We start from the raw sequence: 20,381 nt of genomic DNA, 5'->3' as shown, positions 1-20,381 counted from the left end.
ACCCGCGACAGCGAGCACCGATTCACGCAATCTGTCGCGCCATCGCCACCAGCCACGCGGAACCCCCATGACCCCCAACGCCGAGTTCTACAAGCCCACCCCGGAATATGCCGACAAACTGATCAGCCAGATCGGCCAGACACCTTCGTGGATCGCCAAGCGAATCGGCGTCACCGACAAGCGGATTCGCTACATCCTCGACGGCGAACGCACCGTCAAGGGCGAAACCACGCCGATCCAGATGACCTACACCGAACAATTCGCCCTCGAATGCCTGGCGGCTGCGGCCAAGGCCAGCAAGAAGCAGTCTGCATCCCCCAAGGAGTGACCATGGCGGCAACCGAACAGCAACACGAACGGGCCTTGGCAAAGTTTCTCGATGAGCGCCCCGAACTGCGCCACGAAATGGACCATCTCAACCCGCTGCTGGCCCAGGTCAAGGGCGAGACCGCTGCGCAGTACCGCGCCGAGCGCTTGCACGAAGCGTTCGAAGCCGAGGCCGAGCGCCTGGGCCTGTTTGCCTGGGAACTGACTTTGCAACTGACCGCCGCCTCGCCCGAGGAGTACCAGGCCCAGCGCCTGGAAGTGCACAGGGAAGTGGCGGAGATGGCGGGGATGGAGTGGGCGGAGTATTGCCAGTTGCATGGACTCAAGCAGTAGCTCGTATGGATTGAATAGCACTGTTTGGACCGGGGACATGGCAGACCACCTGTGGCGAGGGGATTTATCCCCGTTGGGCTGCAAAGCAGCCCCTTGACCCGTCAACGCGGTGTATCAGACAGGCCACGGCGGCTGAAAGAGGGGCCGCTACGCGACCCAACGGGGATAAATCCCCTCGCCACAAGATAAATCCCCTCGCCACAAAGTATTCAAAGCATGCCCTTGTGTTGAATCTCCTGGCAATCGCCCCACCGCCCATAAAGCTTTATCATGGCCGCAGTTTTGCTGATCGGGTCTGTCATGAAGTTCGCCATCGCGCTGTTTTCCGCCGCCCATGCGCCCTCCTCGCGCCGTGCCTTGCTGTTTGCCCAGGCGGCGCTGGCAGGTGGGCATGAGATCGTGCGGCTGTTTTTCTATCAGGACGGCGTCTATAACGCCTGCGCCAGTGTCGTCACGCCCCAGGACGAACAGGACCTGCCCCAGCAGTGGCGCGCATTCGTCAGCGACAACCGGCTCGACGGCGTGGTCTGCATCGCGGCGGCGTTGCGTCGTGGCGTGTTGAACGAGGAAGAAGCCCTGCGCTACCAGCGTGCGGCGGCCAGCGTCGAAGCGCCCTGGGCCTTGTCCGGGCTGGGCCAGTTGCACGATGCGATCCAGGACGCCGACCGCTTGATCTGTTTTGGAGGCGCGTGAATGGCCAAGTCTTTATTGCTGATCAGCCGCCAGGCCCCTTGGTCCGGCCCCGGCGCCCGTGAAGCCCTGGACATCGTCCTGGCCGGCGGTGCGTTCGACCTGCCCATCGGCTTGCTGTTTCTCGATGACGGCGTGTTCCAGCTCACCGCCGGCCAAAACGCCAAGGCGCTCCAGCAAAAGGACCTGAGCGCCAACCTGCAGGCGTTGCCGATGTTCGGCGTCGAAGACCTGTTCCTCTGCGCTGACAGTGCCGCCGAACGTGGCGTTGCCAGCGCTGCCCTGGCCCTGGGCGAGGTGAAAGTACTGAGCGCGCCGGACATCGCCGCGCTCATCGACCGTTACGACCAGGTGATCACCCTCTGATGTCGACTTTGCATGTGTTGTCTCATTCGCCCTTCGGCGATAACCGCCTCGCCAGTTGCCTGCGGGTGCTGGGCAATCAGGATGCGCTGCTGCTGTGCGGCGACGCGACGTACGCGTTGCAACCGGCCAGCCCACCGTTTGCAGTGCTGCAGGCCGCCGGCGTGAAGCTGTTCGTGCTCGCCGAAGACCTCCAGGCCCGCGCCCTGGACACACCAGACTGGGCCGAAGCCATCAACTACTCAGGTTTCGTCGAGCTATCGATCGAGCACGACAAGGTCAACACCTGGCTATGAACACGCTGAACGTGGGCGACCGCGCCATCGCGCTGGACAAGGACGGCTACCTGGCTGACCTGGACGACTGGTCGGCCGAAGTCGCCACGGCCCTGGCCAGCGCCGAGGACATCGAGTTAAGTCCCGAACACTGGGAAATCCTTGAACTGCTACGGGGTTTCTACGACGAATTCCAGCTCTCCCCCGCAACCCGGCCGCTGATCAAGTACACGGCACTGAAACTGGGGGCGGACAAAGGCAACAGCCTGCACCTGAACCGATTGTTCAAAGGCACTCCCGCCAAACTCGCCGCCAAGCTGGCGGGCCTGCCCAAACCGACGAATTGCTTATGACCGATTTTCCAGCACTGACCCTTGAGACCCCGGCCGAACACCCGTTCGCCCAGTTCGTGCGCATCCTTGGCAAAGGCAAGCGCGGCGCCCGCAACCTGACCCGCGAAGAAGCCCGCGAAGCCATGGGCATGGTGCTCGATGAACAGGTCGAGGACACCCAGCTGGGCGCCTTCCTGATGCTGCTGCGGCACAAGGAAGAAAGCGCCGAGGAAATGGCCGGCTTCACCGAAGCCCTGCGTGAACGCCTGGTGGTCCCGGCGTTGACGGTGGATCTCGACTGGCCGACCTACGCCGGCAAGAAGCGCCATTTGCCGTGGTACCTGCTGGCGGCCAAGTGCCTGGGCCAGAACGGCGTGCGAATTTTCATGCACGGCGGCGGCGCTCACACGGCCGGTCGCCTCTACACCGAACAATTGCTGGGCTTGCTGCAGATCCCGCTGTGCCGGGACTGGCAACAGGTCGGCAGCGCGCTGGACAACGGCGGCCTGGCCTTCATGCCGCTGGTGGACTGGGCGCCGCAAATGCAGCGGATGATCGACTTGCGCAACACCCTGGGCCTGCGCTCGCCGATCCATTCCCTGGCCCGGATTCTCAATCCACTGGGCGCCCGTTGCGGCTTGCAAAGCATCTTCCATCCGGGCTACCAGGCCGTGCATCGCGATGCCAGCGGCTTGCTCGGTGATACCGCCATCGTGATCAAGGGCGACGGCGGCGAAATCGAGATCAACCCGGACGCCGACAGCCACCTGTACGGCACCACCGGCGGCGCCAGTTGGGACGAAGAATGGCCGCGCCTGGCCGAGCAGCGCCATGTCAAACCGGAGAGCCTCGACCCCGAGCATTTGAAGGCGATCTGGCGCGGTGACGTCGAGGACAGCTACCCGCAATTGGCGCTGATCGCCACCATGGCACTGGCCTTGCGCGGCCTGGGCCTGGCTCGCGAAGAAGCGTTCGATAAAGCCCGGCAGTACTGGGACGCGCGGGATCGTTCGATTTAACCGATCATTAACGCCCAACCTTTGCGCTTTTAGTTCGAACCTATGGGAATAGACTCGTCTCCAATGATTATTGAGCGAGGATATCCAGATGGGTTTGTTGGTCGAGGGCCGCTGGCAGGACCAGTGGTATGAAAGCAAGGATGGCACCTTCCAGCGCGAACAGGCGCAGCGCCGTCATTGGGTGACCGCCGACGGCAGCGCCGGGCCCTCGGGCGAGAGTGGCTTTGCCGCCGAGGCCGGGCGCTACCATTTGTATGTCTCCCTGGCCTGCCCCTGGGCCCATCGCACACTGATTTTCCGCACGCTCAAAGGCCTGGAAGACCTGATCGACGTCTCGGTGGTCAGCTACCTGATGCTGGAAAACGGCTGGACCTTCGACAAGGCCCACGGCTCCACAGGCGATAAACTCGACCCTCTGCAATTCCTGCATCAGCGCTACACCGCCGACACGCCGCACTACACCGGCCGTGTCACCGTGCCGGTGCTGTGGGACAAACGCCAGCGACGCATCGTCAACAACGAATCGGCGGAAATCATCCGCATGTTCAACAGTGCCTTCGATGGTTTGACGGGCAACGACCTGGACCTGTACCCCGAGCACCTGCGCCGCGATATCGATGCCTTGAACGAGCGAATCTACCCGGCGGTCAACAACGGCGTGTATCGCGCCGGGTTCGCCACCACCCAAGCGGCCTACGAAGAAGCGTTCGACGGTTTATTCGCCGAACTGGACCGGCTGGAGGCCTTGCTTGCGACCAAGCGCTACTTGGCTGGTGAATACCTGACCGAGGCGGATATCCGCCTGTTCACCACGATCATCCGTTTCGACGCGGTGTATTTCGGTCACTTCAAATGCAACCTGCGGCGCATCGCCGATTATCCGAACCTGTCGAACTGGTTGCGGGAGTTGTATCAGTGGCCGGGCGTTGCCGAAACCGTGGACTTCACCCATATCCAGGGCCATTACTACGGCAGCCACAAGACCATCAACCCTAACGGGATCGTGCCCAAGGGGCCGAAGCAGGACTTTACGGTCGCCCATGATCGGGAAAGGTTGAGTGGGAAAGGGATTTGGCAGCGCCATTGAGATCGTTCCCACGCTCCGCGTGGGAATGCATCCGGTGACGCTCTGCGTCACTCCAAGGCGGAGCGTGGGAACGATCAACGGTGCGGGTCTTCCTAGACCTGCCCCTGAGCCCCTTCAAACCAGGCCAGTTTCTCGCGCAACTGCACCACTTCCCCAACGATCACCAGCGTCGGCGCATGCACTTCATGGTCAGCCACCAGCCGTGGCAAGTCCGCCAAAGTGCCGGTAAAGACCCGTTGGTTCGACGTGGTGCCCTGCTGGATCAACGCCGCTGGCGTATCCGCCCCGCGACCGTGCCTGATCAGCTCGTCGCAGATCATCGGCAGGCCGACCAAGCCCATGTAGAACACCAGCGTCTGCGCCGGCGACACCAAGTCGGCCCACGGCAAGTCGCTGGTGCCGTCCTTGAGATGGCCGGTGATGAAACGCACCGATTGGGCGTAGTCGCGATGGGTCAGCGGGATCCCGGCGTAGGCCGCGCAACCACTGGCGGCGGTGATGCCCGGGACGACCTGGAACGGGATGCCATGGGCCGCCAGCTCTTCGATCTCTTCACCGCCGCGACCGAAGATGAACGGATCGCCGCCCTTCAACCGCACCACGCGCTTGCCCTGGCGGGCCAAGTCCACCAATTGCTGGTTGATCTGGTCCTGGGGCACGGCGTGTTCGGCGCGGCGCTTGCCGACGTAGATGCGCTCGGCATCACGCCGGCACAGTTCGAGGATCGCCGGCGCCACCAGGCGGTCGTACAGCACCACGTCCGCCTGCTGCATCAAACGCAAGGCGCGGAAGGTCAACAGGTCCGGATCACCCGGCCCGGCCCCCACCAGATAGACTTCGCCCGGCGCGCTCGGCGCCTGGCCGTCGATCTTTTCCCGCAGCAAGCGCTCGGCTTCGCCGCCCTGCCCGGCCAGTTGGCGGTCGGCGATAGGACCTTGGAACACCTCTTCCCAGAACGCCCGGCGCTGCTGGACATCGGGAAACAGTTGCTTGACCTGATTGCGAAAACGCGCCGCCAGCCCGGCCAACTGCCCATAGGTCGAGGGAATCCAGGTTTCCAGCTTGGCCCGGATCAGCCGCGCCAGCACCGGCGCGTCGCCGCCACTGGACACCGCGATCACCAAGGGCGAGCGGTCGACGATCGCCGGGAAGATCACGCTGCACAGGGCCGGCGCGTCCACCACGTTGACCGGCACGCAACGCTTATGGGCGTCGGCCGAGACCTGGGCATTGAGCGGTTCGTCGTCGGTGGCGGCAATGATCAGCCCGCAACCGTCCAGATCCGACTCAAGGTAACCGCGTTGGATACACTCGCCGCCGCTGCCACTGACCAGTTCCCGCAACTGCGGTTCGATGTCGGGTGCGACCACCCGCAGCAACGCGCCGGCATCGGCCAGCAGTCGGGATTTGCGCAAGGCAATCTCCCCGCCGCCGACCACCAGCACGCGGCTGCCGCGCAGGTTGTGGAACAGTGGCAAATAGTCCATTTAGCCGATGACCTCGATGCCGCCCATGTAGGGTTTCAACACCTCGGGCACACGGATCGAACCGTCGGCCTGCTGGTAATTCTCCAGCACCGCCACCAGGGTACGCCCCACCGCCAGGCCGGAGCCATTGAGGGTGTGGACCAGTTCCGGCTTGCCGGTTTCCGGGTTGCGGAAACGCGCCTGCATGCGGCGGGCCTGGAAGTCGCCGCAGTTGGAGCACGACGAGATCTCGCGGTACTTGTCCTGGCTCGGAATCCAGACTTCCAGGTCGTAGGTCTTGACCGCACTGAAGCCCATGTCGCCGGTGCACAGCGCCAGGGTGCGATACGGCAGTTCCAGCAGTTGCAGGACCTTCTCGGCGTTGGCGGTCAGGCTTTCCAGCGCTTCCATGGATTTCGACGGCTCGACAATCTGGACCATCTCGACCTTGTCGAACTGGTGCTGGCGGATCATGCCGCGGGTATCACGGCCCGACGCCCCGGCTTCACTGCGGAAGCACGGCGTGTGGGCGACGAACTTGATCGGCAGTTGCTTGGCGTCGACGATCTCGCCGGCCACGATGTTGGTCAGCGACACTTCGGCGGTCGGGATCAGGTACAGGTCGGCCTCGCCGTCGCGGCTGATCTTGAACAGGTCTTCCTCGAACTTCGGCAACTGACCGGTGCCCTGCAGCGCCGGGGCCTGGACCAGGTACGGGGTGTAGGCTTCCTCGTAGCCGTGTTCGGTGACGTGCAGGTTGATCATGAACTGCGCCAGGGCCCGATGCAGGCGCGCGATCGGCCCGCGCAACAGGGCGAAACGGGCGCCCGACAGCTTGGCGGCGGTTTCGAAGTCCAGCCAGCCGAATTTCTCGCCCAGGGCCACGTGGTCCTGCACTGGGAAATCGAAGGTTGTCGGCGTGCCCCAACGGCGCACTTCGACGTTGCCGTCTTCGTCTTCACCAACCGGCACCGACTCGTGAGGCAGGTTCGGGATGCCCAGCAGGATCGAATCCAACTCGGTCTGGATCGCGTCCAGCTCGACCTTGCCCGCGCTCAATTCACCCGCCATGCGCTCGACATCGGCCATCAGCGGCGCGATGTCTTCGCCACGCTGCTTGGCCTGGCCGATGGACTTGGAGCGCGCGTTACGTTCAGCCTGCAGGGCTTCGGTGCGGGTCTGGACGGTCTTGCGCTGTTCTTCCAGCGCTTCGATGCGCGCGACATCCAGGGCAAAGCCACGGGAAGCCAGGCGGTCCGCTACGTCCTGGAGGTTGCTACGTAACAGTTTGGAATCGAGCATGTCGGTCTCTCGTTATCAAAGTTTGGTCAAGGACAGGCCAGCCCAGGTGGCGAGCAGCCCGCCGAATACGCTGATGGCCGCATAGCCCAGGGCCAGCGGCACCTGCCCGCTTTCCAGCAGGCGCACCGTATCCAGTGAAAAGGATGAAAAAGTCGTCAGGCCGCCGAGAAAGCCAACCATCAGCCCGGCCCGCACCTCGATGGGCACTTCCGGGCGAATCAAAAACAGACCGTATAGAACGCCGATCAGCAGACAGCCCACGATATTAACGGCCAGCGTCGCGGTATAGAAGTGCCGGGGCCAATTTGCGTTGATCCAGTTGCCCGTGGCGAAACGCAACAACGTGCCGGCGACGCCGCCAGCGGAAACAGCAAGTATCAGGGGGATCAAGGTTTTCTCCGCTGCCGTGGACTCAGGCGATCCAGTTGTGCCAGGTGGTTGAGCTTCTCGCCGATCTTCAGTTCAAGACCCCGGGGCACCGGCTGGTAGAAGCGCTGGGGTTCGAGTTCATCGGGGAAATAATCTTCGCCGGCGGCATAGGCGTCCGGCTCGTCGTGGGCGTAACGGTATTCATCGCCATAGCCCAACTGCTTCATGAGCTTGGTCGGCGCGTTGCGCAGGTGCAGCGGTACTTCGAGGGAGCCGTGCTCGGTGGCGCTGCGCATCGCCGCCTTGAAGCCCATGTACACCGCGTTGCTCTTCGGTGCGCAGGCCAGGTACGTGATGGCCTGGGCCACGGCGAGTTCACCTTCCGGGCTGCCGAGGCGCTCCTGCACGTCCCACGCCGCCAGGCACAGGCTCAGGGCCCGGGGGTCGGCATTGCCGATGTCTTCGCTGGCCATGCGCACGACGCGCCGCGCCAGGTACAGCGGATCGCAACCACCGTCGATCATGCGCGCAAACCAGTACAAGGCCGCGTCCGGGTTGGAACCGCGAATGGATTTGTGCAGCGCCGAAATCTGGTCGTAGAACGCCTCGCCGCCCTTGTCGAAGCGGCGCCGGGTATCGCCCAGCAGGCTTTGCAGCAGCTCGACGCCAATCTCGCTGTCGTCTTCGGCCAGGTCCGAGGCATTTTCCAGCAGGTTGAGCAAGCGCCGGCCATCGCCATCGGCGGCTGAAAACAGGATCTGGAAGCCTTCATCGCTGAGGCTCAAGTGCCGCTTGCCCAGGCCGCGCTCCTCGGTCAGCGCCCGATGCACCAGCTTGCGCATCGCCGTCTCGTCGAGGCTCTTGAGCACATAGACCCGCGCCCGCGAGAGCAAGGCGTTGTTGAGTTCGAACGAAGGGTTTTCGGTGGTGGCACCGATGAAGATCAGCGTGCCATCTTCGACGTAGGGCAGGAATGCATCCTGCTGGGACTTGTTGAAGCGGTGCACTTCGTCGACGAACAGGATCGTGCGCTTGCCGTACTGCCCAGCCTGCTGCTTGGCCACTTCCACCGCCTGGCGGATTTCCTTGACCCCGGCCAGCACTGCCGACACCGTTTCGAAGTGAGCGTCCGAGACTTCCGCCAGCAGCCGCGCCAGGGTGGTCTTGCCCACGCCCGGCGGCCCCCAGAAGATCATCGAGTGCAGGGCGCCCTGCTCCAGGGCCTCGCGCAGAGGCTTGCCGCGGGCGAGCACATGCTCCTGGCCGACGTACTCATCCAGGTTGGTCGCGCGCAGGCGAGCGGCCAGGGGCTGGGCAATCGGGGCGCTTCGAAACAGGTCCATGATTACTACAAAACCTCCGCTGGGTCCTGTTGCCGACTCTATTGAACACTACAGCACCCTGTGGGAGCGAGCTTGCTCGCGATGGCGTCGGATCAGTCGAAATAGATGTGACTGACCCACCGATATCGCGAGCAAGCTCGCTCCCACATTAGGTTCTGAGATGCCCCCTTATTCCTGGATCACATCGGCACCCTTGGGGATGTCGAACTTGAACTTGGACGCGGCGATCGGCTCGTTGGCCTTGACACCGGTGAACAGGATATTGGTGCGCTGGCCGACACTGTCGATCAACTGCATGTCGTTGACCAGGCCGTTGCGGAACGACAGGCGCAGGCTGTCGAACAGGCTGTCCTTGGTCTTGGGCTTGAGGGTGAAGTCGATCACGCCACCGGCCTCCTTGGAGGTGATCTCGAAGCTCTGGCTGATCTCGGAGATGTCACCGGAGAGCAGCAACGCCGGTGTCTGGGTCAGGCGCTGGTCGAGGGTCTTGATGGTCACCTGTTCCAGGTCCGGGTCCCACAGGGAGACTTTCTTGCCGTCGGACACCATCAGTTGTTCGGCTGGTGCATCCGTGTGCCAGTAGAACAGGCCCGGGCGCTGCAGGGCCATGTCGCCAGCGGTTTCCTGCAATTGGGTGCCACTGCCATCGAGGGTCAACTGGGAAAAACGTGCGGTCAGGGTCTGGGAGCCCCCCAGCAATTGGGTCAGGCGAGCGACGTCCTTTTCGCCGGCGTGGGCCGACAAGGTAGACAAGGCCAGTACGGGCAACAGCAACATGCGAATCAGGCGCATGGGAGTCCTCATGAAGTCGTGGGGGTTCGAGCGGCGCTTCGACAGGCCGCCCGGGTCATTAGTCGCGCATCGGGCCCGGCGCCAGTACTTCGCGCGAGCCGTTGGTGTTCATGGCCGTCACCACCCCGGCCATTTCCATGGCTTCGATCATGCGGGCGGCGCGGTTGTAGCCAATCTTCAGCTTGCGCTGGACGGCGGAAATCGAGGCCCGGCGGCTCTCCAGGACGAACTGCACCGCTTCGTCGTAGAGCGCATCGGTTTCAGCGTCGTCGTCACCGCCGCCACTGCTGCCCTCGAAACCGCTGCCGGCCTCTTCGACACCGTTGAGGATGTCGTCGTTGTATTCAGGGGCGCCACGCAACTTCCAGGCTTCCACCACGCGGTGCACTTCGTCATCGGAAACGAACGCACCGTGCACACGAATCGGCAGGCTGGTGCCCGGCGGCATGTAGAGCATGTCACCATGCCCCAGCAACTGCTCGGCGCCACCCTGGTCGATGATGGTCCGCGAGTCGATCTTGCTCGATACCTGGAACGCCATGCGGGTCGGGATGTTGGCCTTGATCAGGCCGGTGATCACGTCCACCGACGGCCGCTGTGTGGCGAGGATCAAGTGGATACCGGCCGCACGGGCCTTCTGGGCGATACGGGCGATCAGTTCTTCGACCTTCTTGCCGACGATCATCATCATGTCGGCGAATTCGTCCACCACCACCACGATGGTCGGCAGCTTGTGCAGCAGCGGCGCTTCGTCGTGGATGCTCTCGCGGTGATACAACGGGTCGCTCAATGGCGTACCGGCCTCTTCGGCCTCCTTGACCTTGGCGTTGAAGCCCGAGAGGTTGCGCACGCCCATCTTCGCCATCAGCTTGTAGCGGCGCTCCATCTCGGCGACGCTCCAACGCAGGGCGTTGGCGGCGTCCTTCATGTCGGTGACCACCGGGCACAGCAGGTGCGGAATGCCTTCGTAGATCGACAGTTCGAGCATTTTCGGGTCGATCATGATCAGCTTGGCGTCTTCCGGGCCGGACTTGAACAGAATCGACAGGATCATCGCGTTCACGCCCACCGACTTACCGGAACCGGTGGTACCGGCCACCAGCAGGTGGGGCATCTTCGCCAGGTCGGTGATGACCGGCTTGCCGCCGATGTCGTGGCCCAGGGCCAGGGTGACCGGCGACTTGTGGTTGTCATACTCAGGCGTCGACAGCACTTCGGAGAAGCGCACGATCTGCCGGTCTTCGTTGGGAATCTCAATGCCCACGGTGGTCTTGCCGGGAATCACCTCCACCACCCGCACACTGGTCACAGCCAGGGAACGCGCCAGGTCCTTCGCCAGGTTGGCGATGCGGCTGACCTTCACGCCGGCGGCCGGCTGGATTTCGTAGCGGGTAATCACCGGACCCGGGTGGATCGAATCCACCGACACCTCGACCCCGAACTCCTTGAGCTTGATCTCCAGTAGGTGGCCGACGGCCGCCAGGGATTCGGGGGAATAATTGAGCTGTTTCTTCTCGGCCGGGTCGAGGATCGAGATCGGCGGCAAGGTGCCTTCCACCGCACTGTCGACGAACAGCGGCGCCTGTTTCTCTTTCTGCACGCGCTTGCTCTGCTCCGGCGGCTTGGCCGGGGCCATGGTGATGACCGGCGGCACCTGTTTTTCGCGCTCGGACATGTGCTTGCTCAAGGCCTGCTCACGCTCGATCAGGCGCTCCTTGACCTTGGCCTGCTCGCGCTTGTCCGGCGTCGTCGGGGCCACCACGTCGTGGACGCGGTCGTCCACTTCACGCAATTGCGCCACCAGTTGCTTGCGCTCGGTACGCGCCGCCCACCAGCGATTGACGGCGCCCTGGATCAGCTCGATCAGGTCGAGGGTGATCTTGCCGGTGACGTCCATGACCTTGAACCAGGACAGGTCGGTGAATACCGTCAGGCCGAACAGGAACAGGGCGATGAACAACAACGTGCTGCCCTGGATGTTCAGGGCGTTCCTGGCCAGGTCGCCGAGGCTTTCCCCCAGCGCGCCACCCGCCCCGGCCGGCAAACCGGTGGGCGTATGGAAATGGATATGGGCCAGCGCAGCCCCCGACAACACCAGGAACACCAGGCCGATCAGGCGCCATGAGAACAGCCAGCCGCTCCACTGCCACGGCTCGTGGCGCTGGCGGAAGATCTGGTAGGCCTTGATCGCCAGCAGCAACGGGAAAATGTAGGCGAAATAGCCCAGCACCATGAACAGGATGTCGGCGCTGTAGGAACCGGCCGGACCGCCGAAATTCTGCACGTCGTCGATCTTGCTGTTATGACTCCAGCCCGGATCGTCCTTGCCATAGGTCAGCAAGGCCATCATCAGGAACAGGCACAGGGCGCCGATGGCGATCAATGCACCTTCCTTGAGCCGATAGTGCAGTTGCTGGCGCCAGAGCGGAACGACTGGTTTGGGTGCTGCGGTGGATTTCTTCAAAACGCTTCTTTTCCTGCGCCAACGGCGCGTCCATCTGTTGAATGACTATAAAAAACTGCCCATGACGAGCAGGTAAAAAAGTGAATGTGCACAACCGGTACTACTTTTACCACTGTGAGGCGCATCCAGAAAACTACAGGCGTGGCCGAAAATTTTGATCTTTAGCCCATCCCGCGTTCAAAACCCAGGCATTGTACGGGTTTGTCTGCGCCAATTGGACCATGCATTCTCTTTTGTGACAAAGGCTTATGAGGTGTTTTTATGAGCGAAGTGAAGCATTCACGCCTGATCATTCTGGGTTCCGGCCCTGCGGGGTACAGCGCGGCCGTCTATGCCGCCCGCGCCAACCTCAAACCTGTTGTCATTACTGGCCTGCAGGCCGGTGGCCAGCTCACCACCACCGTGGAAGTCGATAACTGGCCCGGCGATGTCGAAGGCCTGACCGGCCCGGTACTGATGGAGCGCATGCAACGGCACGCCGAGCGTTTCGACACGCAGATCGTCTACGACCATATCCACACCGCCAAGTTGCAGCAGCGCCCGTTCGAATTGACCGGCGACAGCGGCATCTACACCTGTGATGCGCTGATCATTGCCACCGGCGCATCGGCCCAGTACCTGGGGCTGCCCTCGGAAGAAAGCTTCGCCGGCAAAGGGGTTTCCGCATGCGCGACGTGCGATGGCTTTTTCTATCGCAACCAGGTGGTCGCGGTAGTCGGCGGCGGCAATACAGCGGTCGAGGAAGCCCTGTACCTGTCGAACATCGCCAGGGAAGTGCACCTTATCCACCGCCGCGACAAGCTGCGCGCCGAGAAAATCCTCCAGGACAAACTCTTCGAAAAGGCCACCAGCGGCAATATCAAGCTGCACTGGAACCAGAACCTGGATGAAGTCCTGGGCGACGCCAGCGGCGTGACCGGCGCACGCCTGCGGCACAGCGAGACCGGCGAAACCAGTACCCTGCCCCTCGCCGGGGTGTTCATTGCCATCGGCCACAAACCCAATACCGATCTGTTCCAGGGCCAGTTGACGATGCGCGACGGCTACCTGCTCGTGCGCGGCGGCAGCGAAGGCAACGCCACCGCGACCGATATCGAAGGCGTATTCGCCGCAGGCGACGTGGCCGACCATGTCTATCGCCAGGCGATTACCTCCGCCGGTGCCGGCTGCATGGCCGCACTCGACGCGGAGAAGTATCTCGATGACATCCCTGCCGTTTGACGGTTAACCTTCCAGGCGGGGGCTCGCTGACCGGCGAGCCCCCGCATCTGCCGCCCTCCCCTTCTACAAGCCGGACGCCCATGCTGACCTGGTTACAACGCAACAGCCTAGAATTTCCGCCACTGGCAAAAGCCATGCGCGATCCCAACGGATTATTGGCCGCCGGTGGCGATCTATCCGCCGACCGGCTGATCCAGGCCTACCGCCACGGCTGCTTCCCATGGTTTTCCGAGGGGCAACCGATCCTGTGGTGGTCGCCGGACCCACGCACGGTGTTGTTTCCCGACGAACTGCACATATCCCGCAGCCTGGGCAAACTGTTGCGCAAGCAGCGCTATGACGTGACGTTCGATCAGGATTTTGCCGCGGTCATACAGGCCTGCGCGGCACCGCGCGACTATGCCGAGGGCACCTGGATCACCGACGCCATGCAGACCGCTTATCTGGACCTGCACCGACGCGGTTTCGCCCATTCGGTGGAAGTCTGGGACCAGGGGGTGCTGGTGGGCGGCCTGTATGGCTTGGCCATGGGCCAGTTGTTTTTTGGCGAATCCATGTTCAGCCGGGCCGACAATGCGTCGAAATTCGGCTTCGCCACCCTGGTCCAACACCTCAAGGCCGCCGGTTTCGTGCTGATCGACTGTCAGATGCCCACCGAGCACCTGCAAAGCCTGGGCGCTCGATCGATCCCACGCACCGAATTTGCCGGCTATCTAAAGGCACATCTGGATCTGCCCAACCAGGCAACATGGGTTTGCTGAGCGACATTCGCGCTCCTGGCTTACAATTAAATCCAAAGCTTATTCCGAGGGCCGATCATGACCGAGTTGGCGCGTTTGAAGTTCTATGCCACTCAGCCCCACTCTTGCAGTTATCTGCCGGAGGAGCAGGCCACGACGCTGTTCCTCGACCCTAGCCAGCCCATGGATGTGCATGTCTACGCAGACCTGTCGGAAATGGGCTTTCGGCGTAGCGGCGATCACCTCTACCGGCCCCATTGCCAGCATTGCAACGCCTGCGTCCCGGCGCGCATTCCCGTGGCGCAATTCTTGCCCAATCGCCAGCAGAAACGCATTTTCAAGCGCAACGCCGACCTTCAGGTCCGCCCGGCCAAGCCGCAGTTCACCGAGGAATACTTCGACCTGTACCAACGCTACATCGAACAACGCCATGCCGATGGCGACATGTACCCGCCCAGCCGGGATCAGTTCTCGACCTTCCTGGTGCGTGACCTGCCGTTTTCCCGCTTCTATGAATTCCGACTGGAGGGACGGCTGGTCGCCATCGCTGTCACGGACCTGCTGCCCAACGGTCTTTCAGCGGTGTACACCTTCTATGAGCCACAAGAAGAACGGCGTAGCCTGGGGCGCTTTGCCATCCTCTGGCAAATCAATGAAGCCCGGCGCTTGGGACTGGAGGCGGTGTACTTGGGCTACTGGATCAAGAACTGCAAGAAAATGAACTACAAGACCCAATATCGGCCTATCGAATTGCTGATCAACCAGCGATGGGTTGTCCTGAGTTAGATCCCTTCGGCTTATAAAGCTAGAACCCCTTGGCTTGCCCCCCCTTTTTCGGGCACAATGCACGCCGCTTTTGCCTGGCGCAGTTGCACCGGGCCATTCACTGGATACCGAGGGCTTTACTGCATGTCGAAAGAAGACAGCTTCGAAATGGAAGGCACTGTCGTCGACACCCTGCCCAACACCATGTTTCGTGTGGAGTTGGAAAATGGGCACGTCGTAACCGCGCATATCTCCGGCAAGATGCGCAAGAATTACATTCGTATTCTTACCGGTGACAAAGTGCGCGTCGAGCTGACGCCCTATGACTTGAGCAAAGGGCGCATCACTTACCGCGCTCGCTAACAAGTCAATACAAGACGCCCGGCTAGATGCCGGGCGTTTTTGTTTGCGCGCAACGCGGATCATTCCCACGCTCCGCGTGGGAATGCAGCCAGGGACGCTCTGCGTCCCAAAAGCCGAACGCAGAGCGTCCGTTGAGGCGTTCCCACGCGGAGCGTGGGAACGATCCCATACACAGCAAAAAGGCGCCTTTCGGCGCCTTTTGCTTTGTTGCAGTTTACGGTCAGGCCATTTCGGCCGTGGTTTCGAAGTCGAAGGTCAGTTCGCCGTCCTTGATGTCGATGTGAACCACACCGCCATGCTCGGCCAGCTCGCCAAAGAGGATCTCCTCCGCCAGTGGACGCTTGATCTTGTCCTGGATCAAGCGAGCCATCGGCCGCGCGCCCATCGTCACATCGTAACCACCTTCGGCCAGCCAACTGCGGGCCGCATCGGTCACCTCCAGCAACACACGCTTGTCTTCGAGCTGCGCCTGAAGTTCGGTAAGGAACTTGTCCACCACGCTCTTGATGACTTCATGACTGAGGCGACCGAACTGGATAATGGTGTCCAGGCGGTTGCGGAATTCAGGCGTGAAGCTTTTCTTGATCACTTCCATCGCATCGGACGAGTGGTCCTGATGGGTGAAACCGATCGAAGCGCGCGCTGCGGTTTCGGCGCCGGCGTTCGTGGTCATGATGACGATCACGTTGCGGAAGTCCGCCTTGCGCCCGTTGTTATCGGTCAGCGTACCGTGATCCATCACCTGCAGGAGCAGGTTGAAGACTTCCGGATGCGCCTTCTCGATTTCGTCGAGCAGCAATACGCAGTGCGGTTGCTTGGTGATGGCTTCGGTCAACAGGCCGCCCTGGTCGAAACCGACATAGCCCGGAGGCGCACCGATCAGACGCGATACGGTATGGCGCTCCATGTACTCGGACATGTCGAAGCGCACCAGCTCGATGCCCATCGCCTTGGCCAACTGCCGTGCCGCCTCGGTCTTGCCGACACCGGTAGGACCGGCGAACAGGAACGAACCCACCGGTTTGTCCGGCGACTTGAGACCGGCGCGGGACAGCTTGATGGCGGTCGACAGCGAGTCGATGGCCGCATCCTGGCCGAACACCGTCAGCTTCAGGTCACGCTCCAGGTTACGCAGCAGCTCCTTGTCGGAACTGGTGACATGCTTGGGCGGAATACGCGCGATTTTCGCCACGATGTCCTCGACCTGAGGCACTTCGATGCGCTTGACGCGTTTCTCCACGGGTTGCAGGCGCTGGTAGGCACCCGCTTCGTCGATGACGTCGATGGCCTTGTCCGGCATGTGTCGGTCGTTGATGTAGCGCGAGGCCAGTTCAGCCGCCGCGCGCAGGGCTTCATCGCTGTATTCGATGTTGTGGTGCAGCTCGAATCGCCCTTTCAGGCCGCGCAGGATACCAATGGTGTCTTCCACCGAAGGCTCCGACACATCGACCTTCTGGAAACGCCGGGCCAGGGCACGGTCTTTCTCGAAGATCCCGCGAAATTCCTGGAACGTGGTCGAGCCGATGCAACGGATATCACCCGAGGACAGCAGCGGCTTGAGCAGGTTCGACGCATCCATGACCCCGCCCGACGCCGCCCCGGCACCGATAATGGTGTGGATTTCGTCGATGAACAGGATCGCCTGCGGACGTTTTTTCAGCTCACCGAGCAACGCTTTGAAGCGTTTCTCGAAATCGCCGCGGTATTTGGTACCGGCCAGCAAGGCGCCCAGGTCGAGGGAGTACACCACGCTGTTGGCCAGAAGGTCCGGCACCTGGTTATCGACGATGCGCTTGGCCAGGCCTTCGGCAATCGCGGTCTTGCCCACCCCTGCCTCGCCCACCAGCAATGGGTTGTTCTTGCGCCGCCGGGCCAGGATCTGGGCCACGCGCTCGACTTCCGCCTCGCGCCCGACCAGCGGATCGATCCGGCCCTGGCGCGCCAGTTCGTTCAGGTTGCTGGCATAGGCATCCAATGGGTTGCCTGAAGAAGAAGACTCACCGCCCTCGTCGTCCTGCATATCCTGCTCACCCTCGGAATGATCGCCATGCCCCGGCACCTTCGAGATGCCATGGGCGATGTAGTTGACGACATCGATACGTGCAACGCTCTGCTGCTTGAGCAGGAACACTGCCTGGCTTTCCTGCTCGCTGAAGATGGCAACCAGCACGTTGGCGCCGGTGACTTCGCGCTTGCCCGAGCTCTGTACGTGGAAGACAGCACGCTGCAGGACACGCTGGAAGCCCAGGGTTGGCTGGGTTTCACGATCCTCGTCATGCACAGGGATCAATGGCGTGGTGGAGTCGATGAACTCCTGCAGATCATGCTTGAGTTTATCGAGGTTCGCGCCGCAGGCACGCAAAACGGTGGCGGCAGCCTCGTTATCCAATAGGGCCAGCAGCAGGTGCTCGACGGTCATGAATTCATGACGCTTCGAACGAGCCTCCTTGAAGGCAAGATTGAGGGTGACTTCGAGCTCGCGGTTTAACATAGCTTCACCTCATACCCAAGTGGTCGGCGTTAACCGTCCTTCTCGATTTCACAGAGTAGCGGATGCTGGCTTTCCCGGGCGTACTGGTTGACCTGCATGGCCTTCGTCTCGGCGATGTCGCGGGTAAACACGCCACATACTGCCCGCCCCTCTGTATGGACGGCCAGCATGACCTTGGTCGCCAGCTCCCGATTCAGGTTAAAAAACACCTCGAGCACTTCGACGACGAAATCCATCGGTGTGTAGTCATCGTTGAACAAAACCACCTTGTACATCGGTGGCGCCTGTAATGCGGGCTTTGCTTCCTGAACAGCAATGCCTGCGGAATCGTCGTCGTGTAGATCCGGGCGATCCTGATTGAATGTTAGTCGAATCTGGCTGACTGCATGCATGGAAAGAAAGGTTCGTTTAGTTGGCGAATACAGTGATGGGGGCGCTTGTGGGCGATTTCAACCACGACCACCGGAGCCACCTTGACTATCGGGAAAACGGTGTTACAACCAATAGAGCCCATCGTGGGTTAAAAAGGTCCGTGGAATCTATCCTGTACAAGAAGATTAACCTGCGGATGGACTGGATGATACTCCAGTGATGGAGTGCGTTGCAGAGGGAAATGGGTTATGTCGGTCGTCAAGATGAAGGGTAAGGTGAAATGGTTCAATAATGCCAAGGGTTACGGTTTCATTCTTGCGGACGGCAAGGATATTGGAGACCTGTTCGCCCATTTTTCGGCGATCGAGATGGACGGCTACAAGACCCTGAAGGCCGGGCAACCGGTGACATTCAACGTCATCCAGGGGCCCAAGGGCCTGCACGCGATCAACATCAAGGTTGTCCTCGCCGAAGACGCGCCCGCCCCTGTCAATGTCATTGCCAGGGTCACCGAGACCCACTGACCGGCAGTCGCCACCCCGCCTGAATGAAAATGCCCGGCTCGATCACTCGAGCCGGGCATTCGCGTTGAGCGCCGATTCGCTTACATGTGCGAGATCAGGGCATCACCGAAGCCCGAGGACGATACCAGCTTGGCACCCTCCATCAGGCGTTCGAAGTCATAGGTCACGGTCTTGGCCGAAATCGCGCCGTTGGTGCCCTTGATGATCAGGTCGGCCGCTTCGGTCCACCCCATGTGGCGCAGCATCATTTCCGCCGACAGAATCAGCGAGCCCGGGTTGACCTGGTCCTTGCCGGCATACTTGGGCGCGGTACCGTGGGTGGCTTCGAACATCGCCACGGTGTCGGACAGGTTGGCGCCCGGCGCGATACCGATACCGCCCACTTCCGCCGCCAGGGCGTCGGACAGGTAGTCACCGTTCAGGTTCAGGGTGGCGATCACGTCATACTCGGCCGGGCGCAACAGGATCTGCTGCAACATCGCATCGGCGATGGCGTCCTTGACGATGACGTTCTTGCCGGTCCGCGGGTTCTTGAACTGCATCCACGGCCCGCCGTCAAGCAGGGTCGCGCCGAACTCTTCGGCCGCCACTTCGTAGGCCCATTCCTTGAAGGCACCTTCGGTGAACTTCATGATGTTGCCTTTATGCACGATGGTCAGGGAATCGCGGTCGTTGTCGACCACATATTGCAGGGCCTTGCGCGCCAGGCGCTTGGTGCCCTGCTTGGAAACCGGCTTGACGCCAATGCCGCAATCCTCGTCGAAACGGATCTTGGTCACGCCCATTTCTTCTTTCAGGAACTTGATGACCTTGGTGGCTTCGGGCGAGCCGGCTTTCCACTCAATGCCCGCGTAGATGTCCTCGGAGTTCTCGCGGAAGATCGTCATGTCCACATCGCCGGGCTTCTTGACCGGGCTTGGCACACCTTCGAACCAGCGCACCGGACGCAGGCAGACATACAGGTCGAGCTGCTGGCGCAGCGCTACGTTCAACGAACGGATACCGCCACCGACCGGCGTGGTCAGCGGGCCCTTGATGGAAACTACATAGTCCTTGACCGCATCCAGGGTTTCCTGGGGCAGCCAGGTGTCCTGGTCGTAGACTTGGGTCGCTTTCTCACCGGCATAGACTTCCATCCAGGAAATCTTGCGCTTGCCGCCATAGGCCTTCTGAACCGCAGCGTCCACAACCTTGATCATGACCGGACTGATATCGACGCCAATGCCGTCGCCTTCGATGAAGGGGATGATCGGGTTGTCGGGAACATTAAGAGAATGGTCTGCATTGACGGTGATTTTGTCACCGACGGCTGGAACCTGAATCTTTTGATACCCCATGCTGAACTCCATTGCTTGGATTGAACATCTGGCTGCGTTCGAGCGTACCCCAGTTGAATCGGCACGCAAACCCTACGTTAGGCCCATCGACGGCAAAGCGTTGCACTTCGCCGGGTACAACCCTGAAAACCAAGGGAAAAGCGCCAAACATGAGCATAGTCCGCCCCAAGGGTACTGCGACGTTTAGACCAATGGACGTGTACGGAAGTCTATGAACCATCGGCAGATCGCCAGCTACCTATGTATAATGCCGCCGCTGACCACAGGGTCACGCCGGTTGACGGCTCTATGACAGGGCTTTCGGCCAGTTAGAAGCCGGACCGTTACCGCGGCCCGACCGCTTGACGCTCGACTGATGCACCCAACATCACCGCGAAGAAACCTCGACATTCGGTTCACGGAAGAC

22 protein-coding genes are annotated in these 20,381 nt (G+C 61.6%); 13 read left to right on the top strand and 9 right to left on the bottom strand.

Annotated features, from left to right (window positions below):
* The first annotated feature begins 67 nt into the window (after positions 1-67).
* The 8 genes from BLP82_RS10185 (at position 68) to BLP82_RS10150 (ending at position 4,426) form a co-directional block, all read left to right on the top strand.
* Positions 68-328 (top strand): hypothetical protein, encoded by a 261-nt coding sequence (locus BLP82_RS10185; RefSeq protein WP_072406776.1) that lies wholly within the window; start codon positions 68-70, stop codon positions 326-328.
* A gap of 2 nt (positions 329-330) precedes the next feature.
* A complete protein-coding gene (locus tag BLP82_RS10180) occupies positions 331-660 on the top strand; it encodes a DUF6388 family protein (protein WP_092167163.1) in 330 nt (109 codons plus the stop codon).
* Positions 661-960: 300 nt separating this feature from the next.
* Entirely contained in the window at positions 961-1,353 is a 393-nt protein-coding gene (tusD, locus tag BLP82_RS10175; RefSeq protein WP_092167161.1) for a sulfurtransferase complex subunit TusD, read from the top strand.
* Entirely contained in the window at positions 1,354-1,716 is a 363-nt protein-coding gene (gene tusC / locus BLP82_RS10170) for a sulfurtransferase complex subunit TusC (protein WP_092167159.1), read from the top strand.
* Complete coding sequence (gene tusB, locus BLP82_RS10165; protein ID WP_092167156.1) at positions 1,716-2,009, top strand: sulfurtransferase complex subunit TusB; 294 nt, start codon at positions 1,716-1,718, stop codon at positions 2,007-2,009. The genes tusC and tusB overlap by 1 nt, the downstream gene beginning before the upstream one ends.
* The gene (locus BLP82_RS10160) at positions 2,006-2,341 is read left to right on the top strand and encodes a TusE/DsrC/DsvC family sulfur relay protein (RefSeq protein WP_060741569.1); all 336 of its coding nucleotides are present in this window, start codon (positions 2,006-2,008) and stop codon (positions 2,339-2,341) included. Before tusB ends, BLP82_RS10160 begins: the two co-directional genes overlap by 4 nt.
* Positions 2,338-3,339: a glycosyl transferase family protein gene (locus tag BLP82_RS10155; protein ID WP_092167154.1), complete on the top strand. Its 1,002-nt coding sequence runs from the start codon at positions 2,338-2,340 to the stop codon at positions 3,337-3,339. The genes BLP82_RS10160 and BLP82_RS10155 overlap by 4 nt, the downstream gene beginning before the upstream one ends.
* Before the next feature lie 88 nt (positions 3,340-3,427).
* Entirely contained in the window at positions 3,428-4,426 is a 999-nt protein-coding gene (locus tag BLP82_RS10150; RefSeq protein ID WP_092167152.1) for a glutathione S-transferase family protein, read from the top strand.
* Positions 4,427-4,518: 92 nt separating this feature from the next.
* Here BLP82_RS10150 and cysG read toward each other — a convergent pair whose 3' ends face one another.
* The 6 genes from cysG to BLP82_RS10120 all read right to left on the bottom strand — a co-directional run bounded on the left by cysG (position 4,519) and on the right by BLP82_RS10120 (position 12,162).
* Positions 4,519-5,913 (bottom strand): siroheme synthase CysG, encoded by a 1,395-nt coding sequence (cysG, locus tag BLP82_RS10145; RefSeq protein ID WP_092167149.1) that lies wholly within the window; start codon positions 5,911-5,913, stop codon positions 4,519-4,521.
* Positions 5,914-7,194: a serine--tRNA ligase gene (gene serS, locus BLP82_RS10140; protein WP_025213005.1), complete on the bottom strand. Its 1,281-nt coding sequence runs from the start codon at positions 7,192-7,194 to the stop codon at positions 5,914-5,916.
* Between the two features lie 15 nt (positions 7,195-7,209).
* Entirely contained in the window at positions 7,210-7,584 is a 375-nt protein-coding gene (crcB, locus tag BLP82_RS10135) for a fluoride efflux transporter CrcB (RefSeq protein ID WP_018608522.1), read from the bottom strand.
* Positions 7,581-8,906 (bottom strand): replication-associated recombination protein A, encoded by a 1,326-nt coding sequence (locus tag BLP82_RS10130; RefSeq protein ID WP_072339609.1) that lies wholly within the window; start codon positions 8,904-8,906, stop codon positions 7,581-7,583. Before BLP82_RS10130 ends, crcB begins: the two co-directional genes overlap by 4 nt.
* A gap of 168 nt (positions 8,907-9,074) precedes the next feature.
* Complete coding sequence (gene lolA / locus BLP82_RS10125; RefSeq protein WP_003203330.1) at positions 9,075-9,698, bottom strand: outer membrane lipoprotein periplasmic chaperone LolA; 624 nt, start codon at positions 9,696-9,698, stop codon at positions 9,075-9,077.
* A gap of 58 nt (positions 9,699-9,756) precedes the next feature.
* Positions 9,757-12,162: a DNA translocase FtsK gene (locus BLP82_RS10120; protein ID WP_092167146.1), complete on the bottom strand. Its 2,406-nt coding sequence runs from the start codon at positions 12,160-12,162 to the stop codon at positions 9,757-9,759.
* Between the two features lie 261 nt (positions 12,163-12,423).
* On the opposite strand from BLP82_RS10120, the gene trxB reads away from it, so the two are divergent.
* From trxB to infA, 4 genes are all read left to right on the top strand, one after another.
* A complete protein-coding gene (gene trxB / locus BLP82_RS10115) occupies positions 12,424-13,383 on the top strand; it encodes a thioredoxin-disulfide reductase (RefSeq protein ID WP_092167144.1) in 960 nt (319 codons plus the stop codon).
* Positions 13,384-13,463: 80 nt separating this feature from the next.
* A complete protein-coding gene (aat, locus tag BLP82_RS10110; RefSeq protein WP_092167142.1) occupies positions 13,464-14,144 on the top strand; it encodes a leucyl/phenylalanyl-tRNA--protein transferase in 681 nt (226 codons plus the stop codon).
* Positions 14,145-14,201: 57 nt separating this feature from the next.
* Positions 14,202-14,909: an arginyltransferase gene (locus tag BLP82_RS10105; protein ID WP_092167139.1), complete on the top strand. Its 708-nt coding sequence runs from the start codon at positions 14,202-14,204 to the stop codon at positions 14,907-14,909.
* Positions 14,910-15,032: 123 nt separating this feature from the next.
* Positions 15,033-15,251: a translation initiation factor IF-1 gene (gene infA / locus BLP82_RS10100; RefSeq protein WP_002553999.1), complete on the top strand. Its 219-nt coding sequence runs from the start codon at positions 15,033-15,035 to the stop codon at positions 15,249-15,251.
* Positions 15,252-15,471: 220 nt separating this feature from the next.
* Here infA and clpA read toward each other — a convergent pair whose 3' ends face one another.
* Positions 15,472-17,742: an ATP-dependent Clp protease ATP-binding subunit ClpA gene (gene clpA / locus BLP82_RS10095; protein ID WP_024616766.1), complete on the bottom strand. Its 2,271-nt coding sequence runs from the start codon at positions 17,740-17,742 to the stop codon at positions 15,472-15,474.
* 29 nt (positions 17,743-17,771) lie between these two features.
* On the bottom strand, positions 17,772-18,134 hold the full coding sequence (clpS, locus tag BLP82_RS10090) for an ATP-dependent Clp protease adapter ClpS (protein ID WP_003180089.1): 363 nt from the start codon (positions 18,132-18,134) through the stop codon (positions 17,772-17,774).
* Between the two features lie 228 nt (positions 18,135-18,362).
* On the opposite strand from clpS, the gene BLP82_RS10085 reads away from it, so the two are divergent.
* A complete protein-coding gene (locus BLP82_RS10085; RefSeq protein WP_092167136.1) occupies positions 18,363-18,638 on the top strand; it encodes a cold shock domain-containing protein in 276 nt (91 codons plus the stop codon).
* An 80-nt stretch (positions 18,639-18,718) separates the two neighbouring features.
* On the opposite strand, the gene icd is transcribed toward BLP82_RS10085, so the two are convergent.
* Positions 18,719-19,975, bottom strand: coding sequence for an NADP-dependent isocitrate dehydrogenase (icd, locus tag BLP82_RS10080; protein ID WP_060741560.1), 1,257 nt, complete (start codon positions 19,973-19,975; stop codon positions 18,719-18,721).
* Between the last annotated feature and the right edge of the window lie 406 nt (positions 19,976-20,381).

Origin of the sequence: Pseudomonas sp. NFACC37-1, assembly GCF_900101575.1 — a bacterium.
Lineage (GTDB): Bacteria > Pseudomonadota > Gammaproteobacteria > Pseudomonadales > Pseudomonadaceae > Aquipseudomonas > Aquipseudomonas fluorescens_AA.
Note: the sequence above shows the minus strand (reverse complement) of the source record. Positions and strands in the feature narration are given on the sequence as shown.

What these genes read in the sequence shown, in the direction of transcription:
- tusC (WP_092167159.1), top strand. Translation starts at nt 1,354, where the DNA reads ATGGCCAAGTCTTTATTGCTGATCAGCCGCCAGGCCCCTTGGTCCGGC.
- BLP82_RS10180 (WP_092167163.1), top strand. Translation starts at nt 331, where the DNA reads ATGGCGGCAACCGAACAGCAACACGAACGGGCCTTGGCAAAGTTTCTC.
- clpA (WP_024616766.1), bottom strand. Translation starts at nt 17,742, where the DNA reads ATGTTAAACCGCGAGCTCGAAGTCACCCTCAATCTTGCCTTCAAGGAG.
- aat (WP_092167142.1), top strand. Translation starts at nt 13,464, where the DNA reads ATGCTGACCTGGTTACAACGCAACAGCCTAGAATTTCCGCCACTGGCA.
- BLP82_RS10130 (WP_072339609.1), bottom strand. Translation starts at nt 8,906, where the DNA reads ATGGACCTGTTTCGAAGCGCCCCGATTGCCCAGCCCCTGGCCGCTCGC.
- cysG (WP_092167149.1), bottom strand. Translation starts at nt 5,913, where the DNA reads ATGGACTATTTGCCACTGTTCCACAACCTGCGCGGCAGCCGCGTGCTG.
- infA (WP_002553999.1), top strand. Translation starts at nt 15,033, where the DNA reads ATGTCGAAAGAAGACAGCTTCGAAATGGAAGGCACTGTCGTCGACACC.
- BLP82_RS10150 (WP_092167152.1), top strand. Translation starts at nt 3,428, where the DNA reads ATGGGTTTGTTGGTCGAGGGCCGCTGGCAGGACCAGTGGTATGAAAGC.
- BLP82_RS10155 (WP_092167154.1), top strand. Translation starts at nt 2,338, where the DNA reads ATGACCGATTTTCCAGCACTGACCCTTGAGACCCCGGCCGAACACCCG.
- lolA (WP_003203330.1), bottom strand. Translation starts at nt 9,698, where the DNA reads ATGCGCCTGATTCGCATGTTGCTGTTGCCCGTACTGGCCTTGTCTACC.
- BLP82_RS10185 (WP_072406776.1), top strand. Translation starts at nt 68, where the DNA reads ATGACCCCCAACGCCGAGTTCTACAAGCCCACCCCGGAATATGCCGAC.
- BLP82_RS10085 (WP_092167136.1), top strand. Translation starts at nt 18,363, where the DNA reads ATGTCGGTCGTCAAGATGAAGGGTAAGGTGAAATGGTTCAATAATGCC.
- clpS (WP_003180089.1), bottom strand. Translation starts at nt 18,134, where the DNA reads ATGCATGCAGTCAGCCAGATTCGACTAACATTCAATCAGGATCGCCCG.
- icd (WP_060741560.1), bottom strand. Translation starts at nt 19,975, where the DNA reads ATGGGGTATCAAAAGATTCAGGTTCCAGCCGTCGGTGACAAAATCACC.
- tusB (WP_092167156.1), top strand. Translation starts at nt 1,716, where the DNA reads ATGTCGACTTTGCATGTGTTGTCTCATTCGCCCTTCGGCGATAACCGC.
- BLP82_RS10105 (WP_092167139.1), top strand. Translation starts at nt 14,202, where the DNA reads ATGACCGAGTTGGCGCGTTTGAAGTTCTATGCCACTCAGCCCCACTCT.
- tusD (WP_092167161.1), top strand. Translation starts at nt 961, where the DNA reads ATGAAGTTCGCCATCGCGCTGTTTTCCGCCGCCCATGCGCCCTCCTCG.
- serS (WP_025213005.1), bottom strand. Translation starts at nt 7,194, where the DNA reads ATGCTCGATTCCAAACTGTTACGTAGCAACCTCCAGGACGTAGCGGAC.
- trxB (WP_092167144.1), top strand. Translation starts at nt 12,424, where the DNA reads ATGAGCGAAGTGAAGCATTCACGCCTGATCATTCTGGGTTCCGGCCCT.
- BLP82_RS10160 (WP_060741569.1), top strand. Translation starts at nt 2,006, where the DNA reads ATGAACACGCTGAACGTGGGCGACCGCGCCATCGCGCTGGACAAGGAC.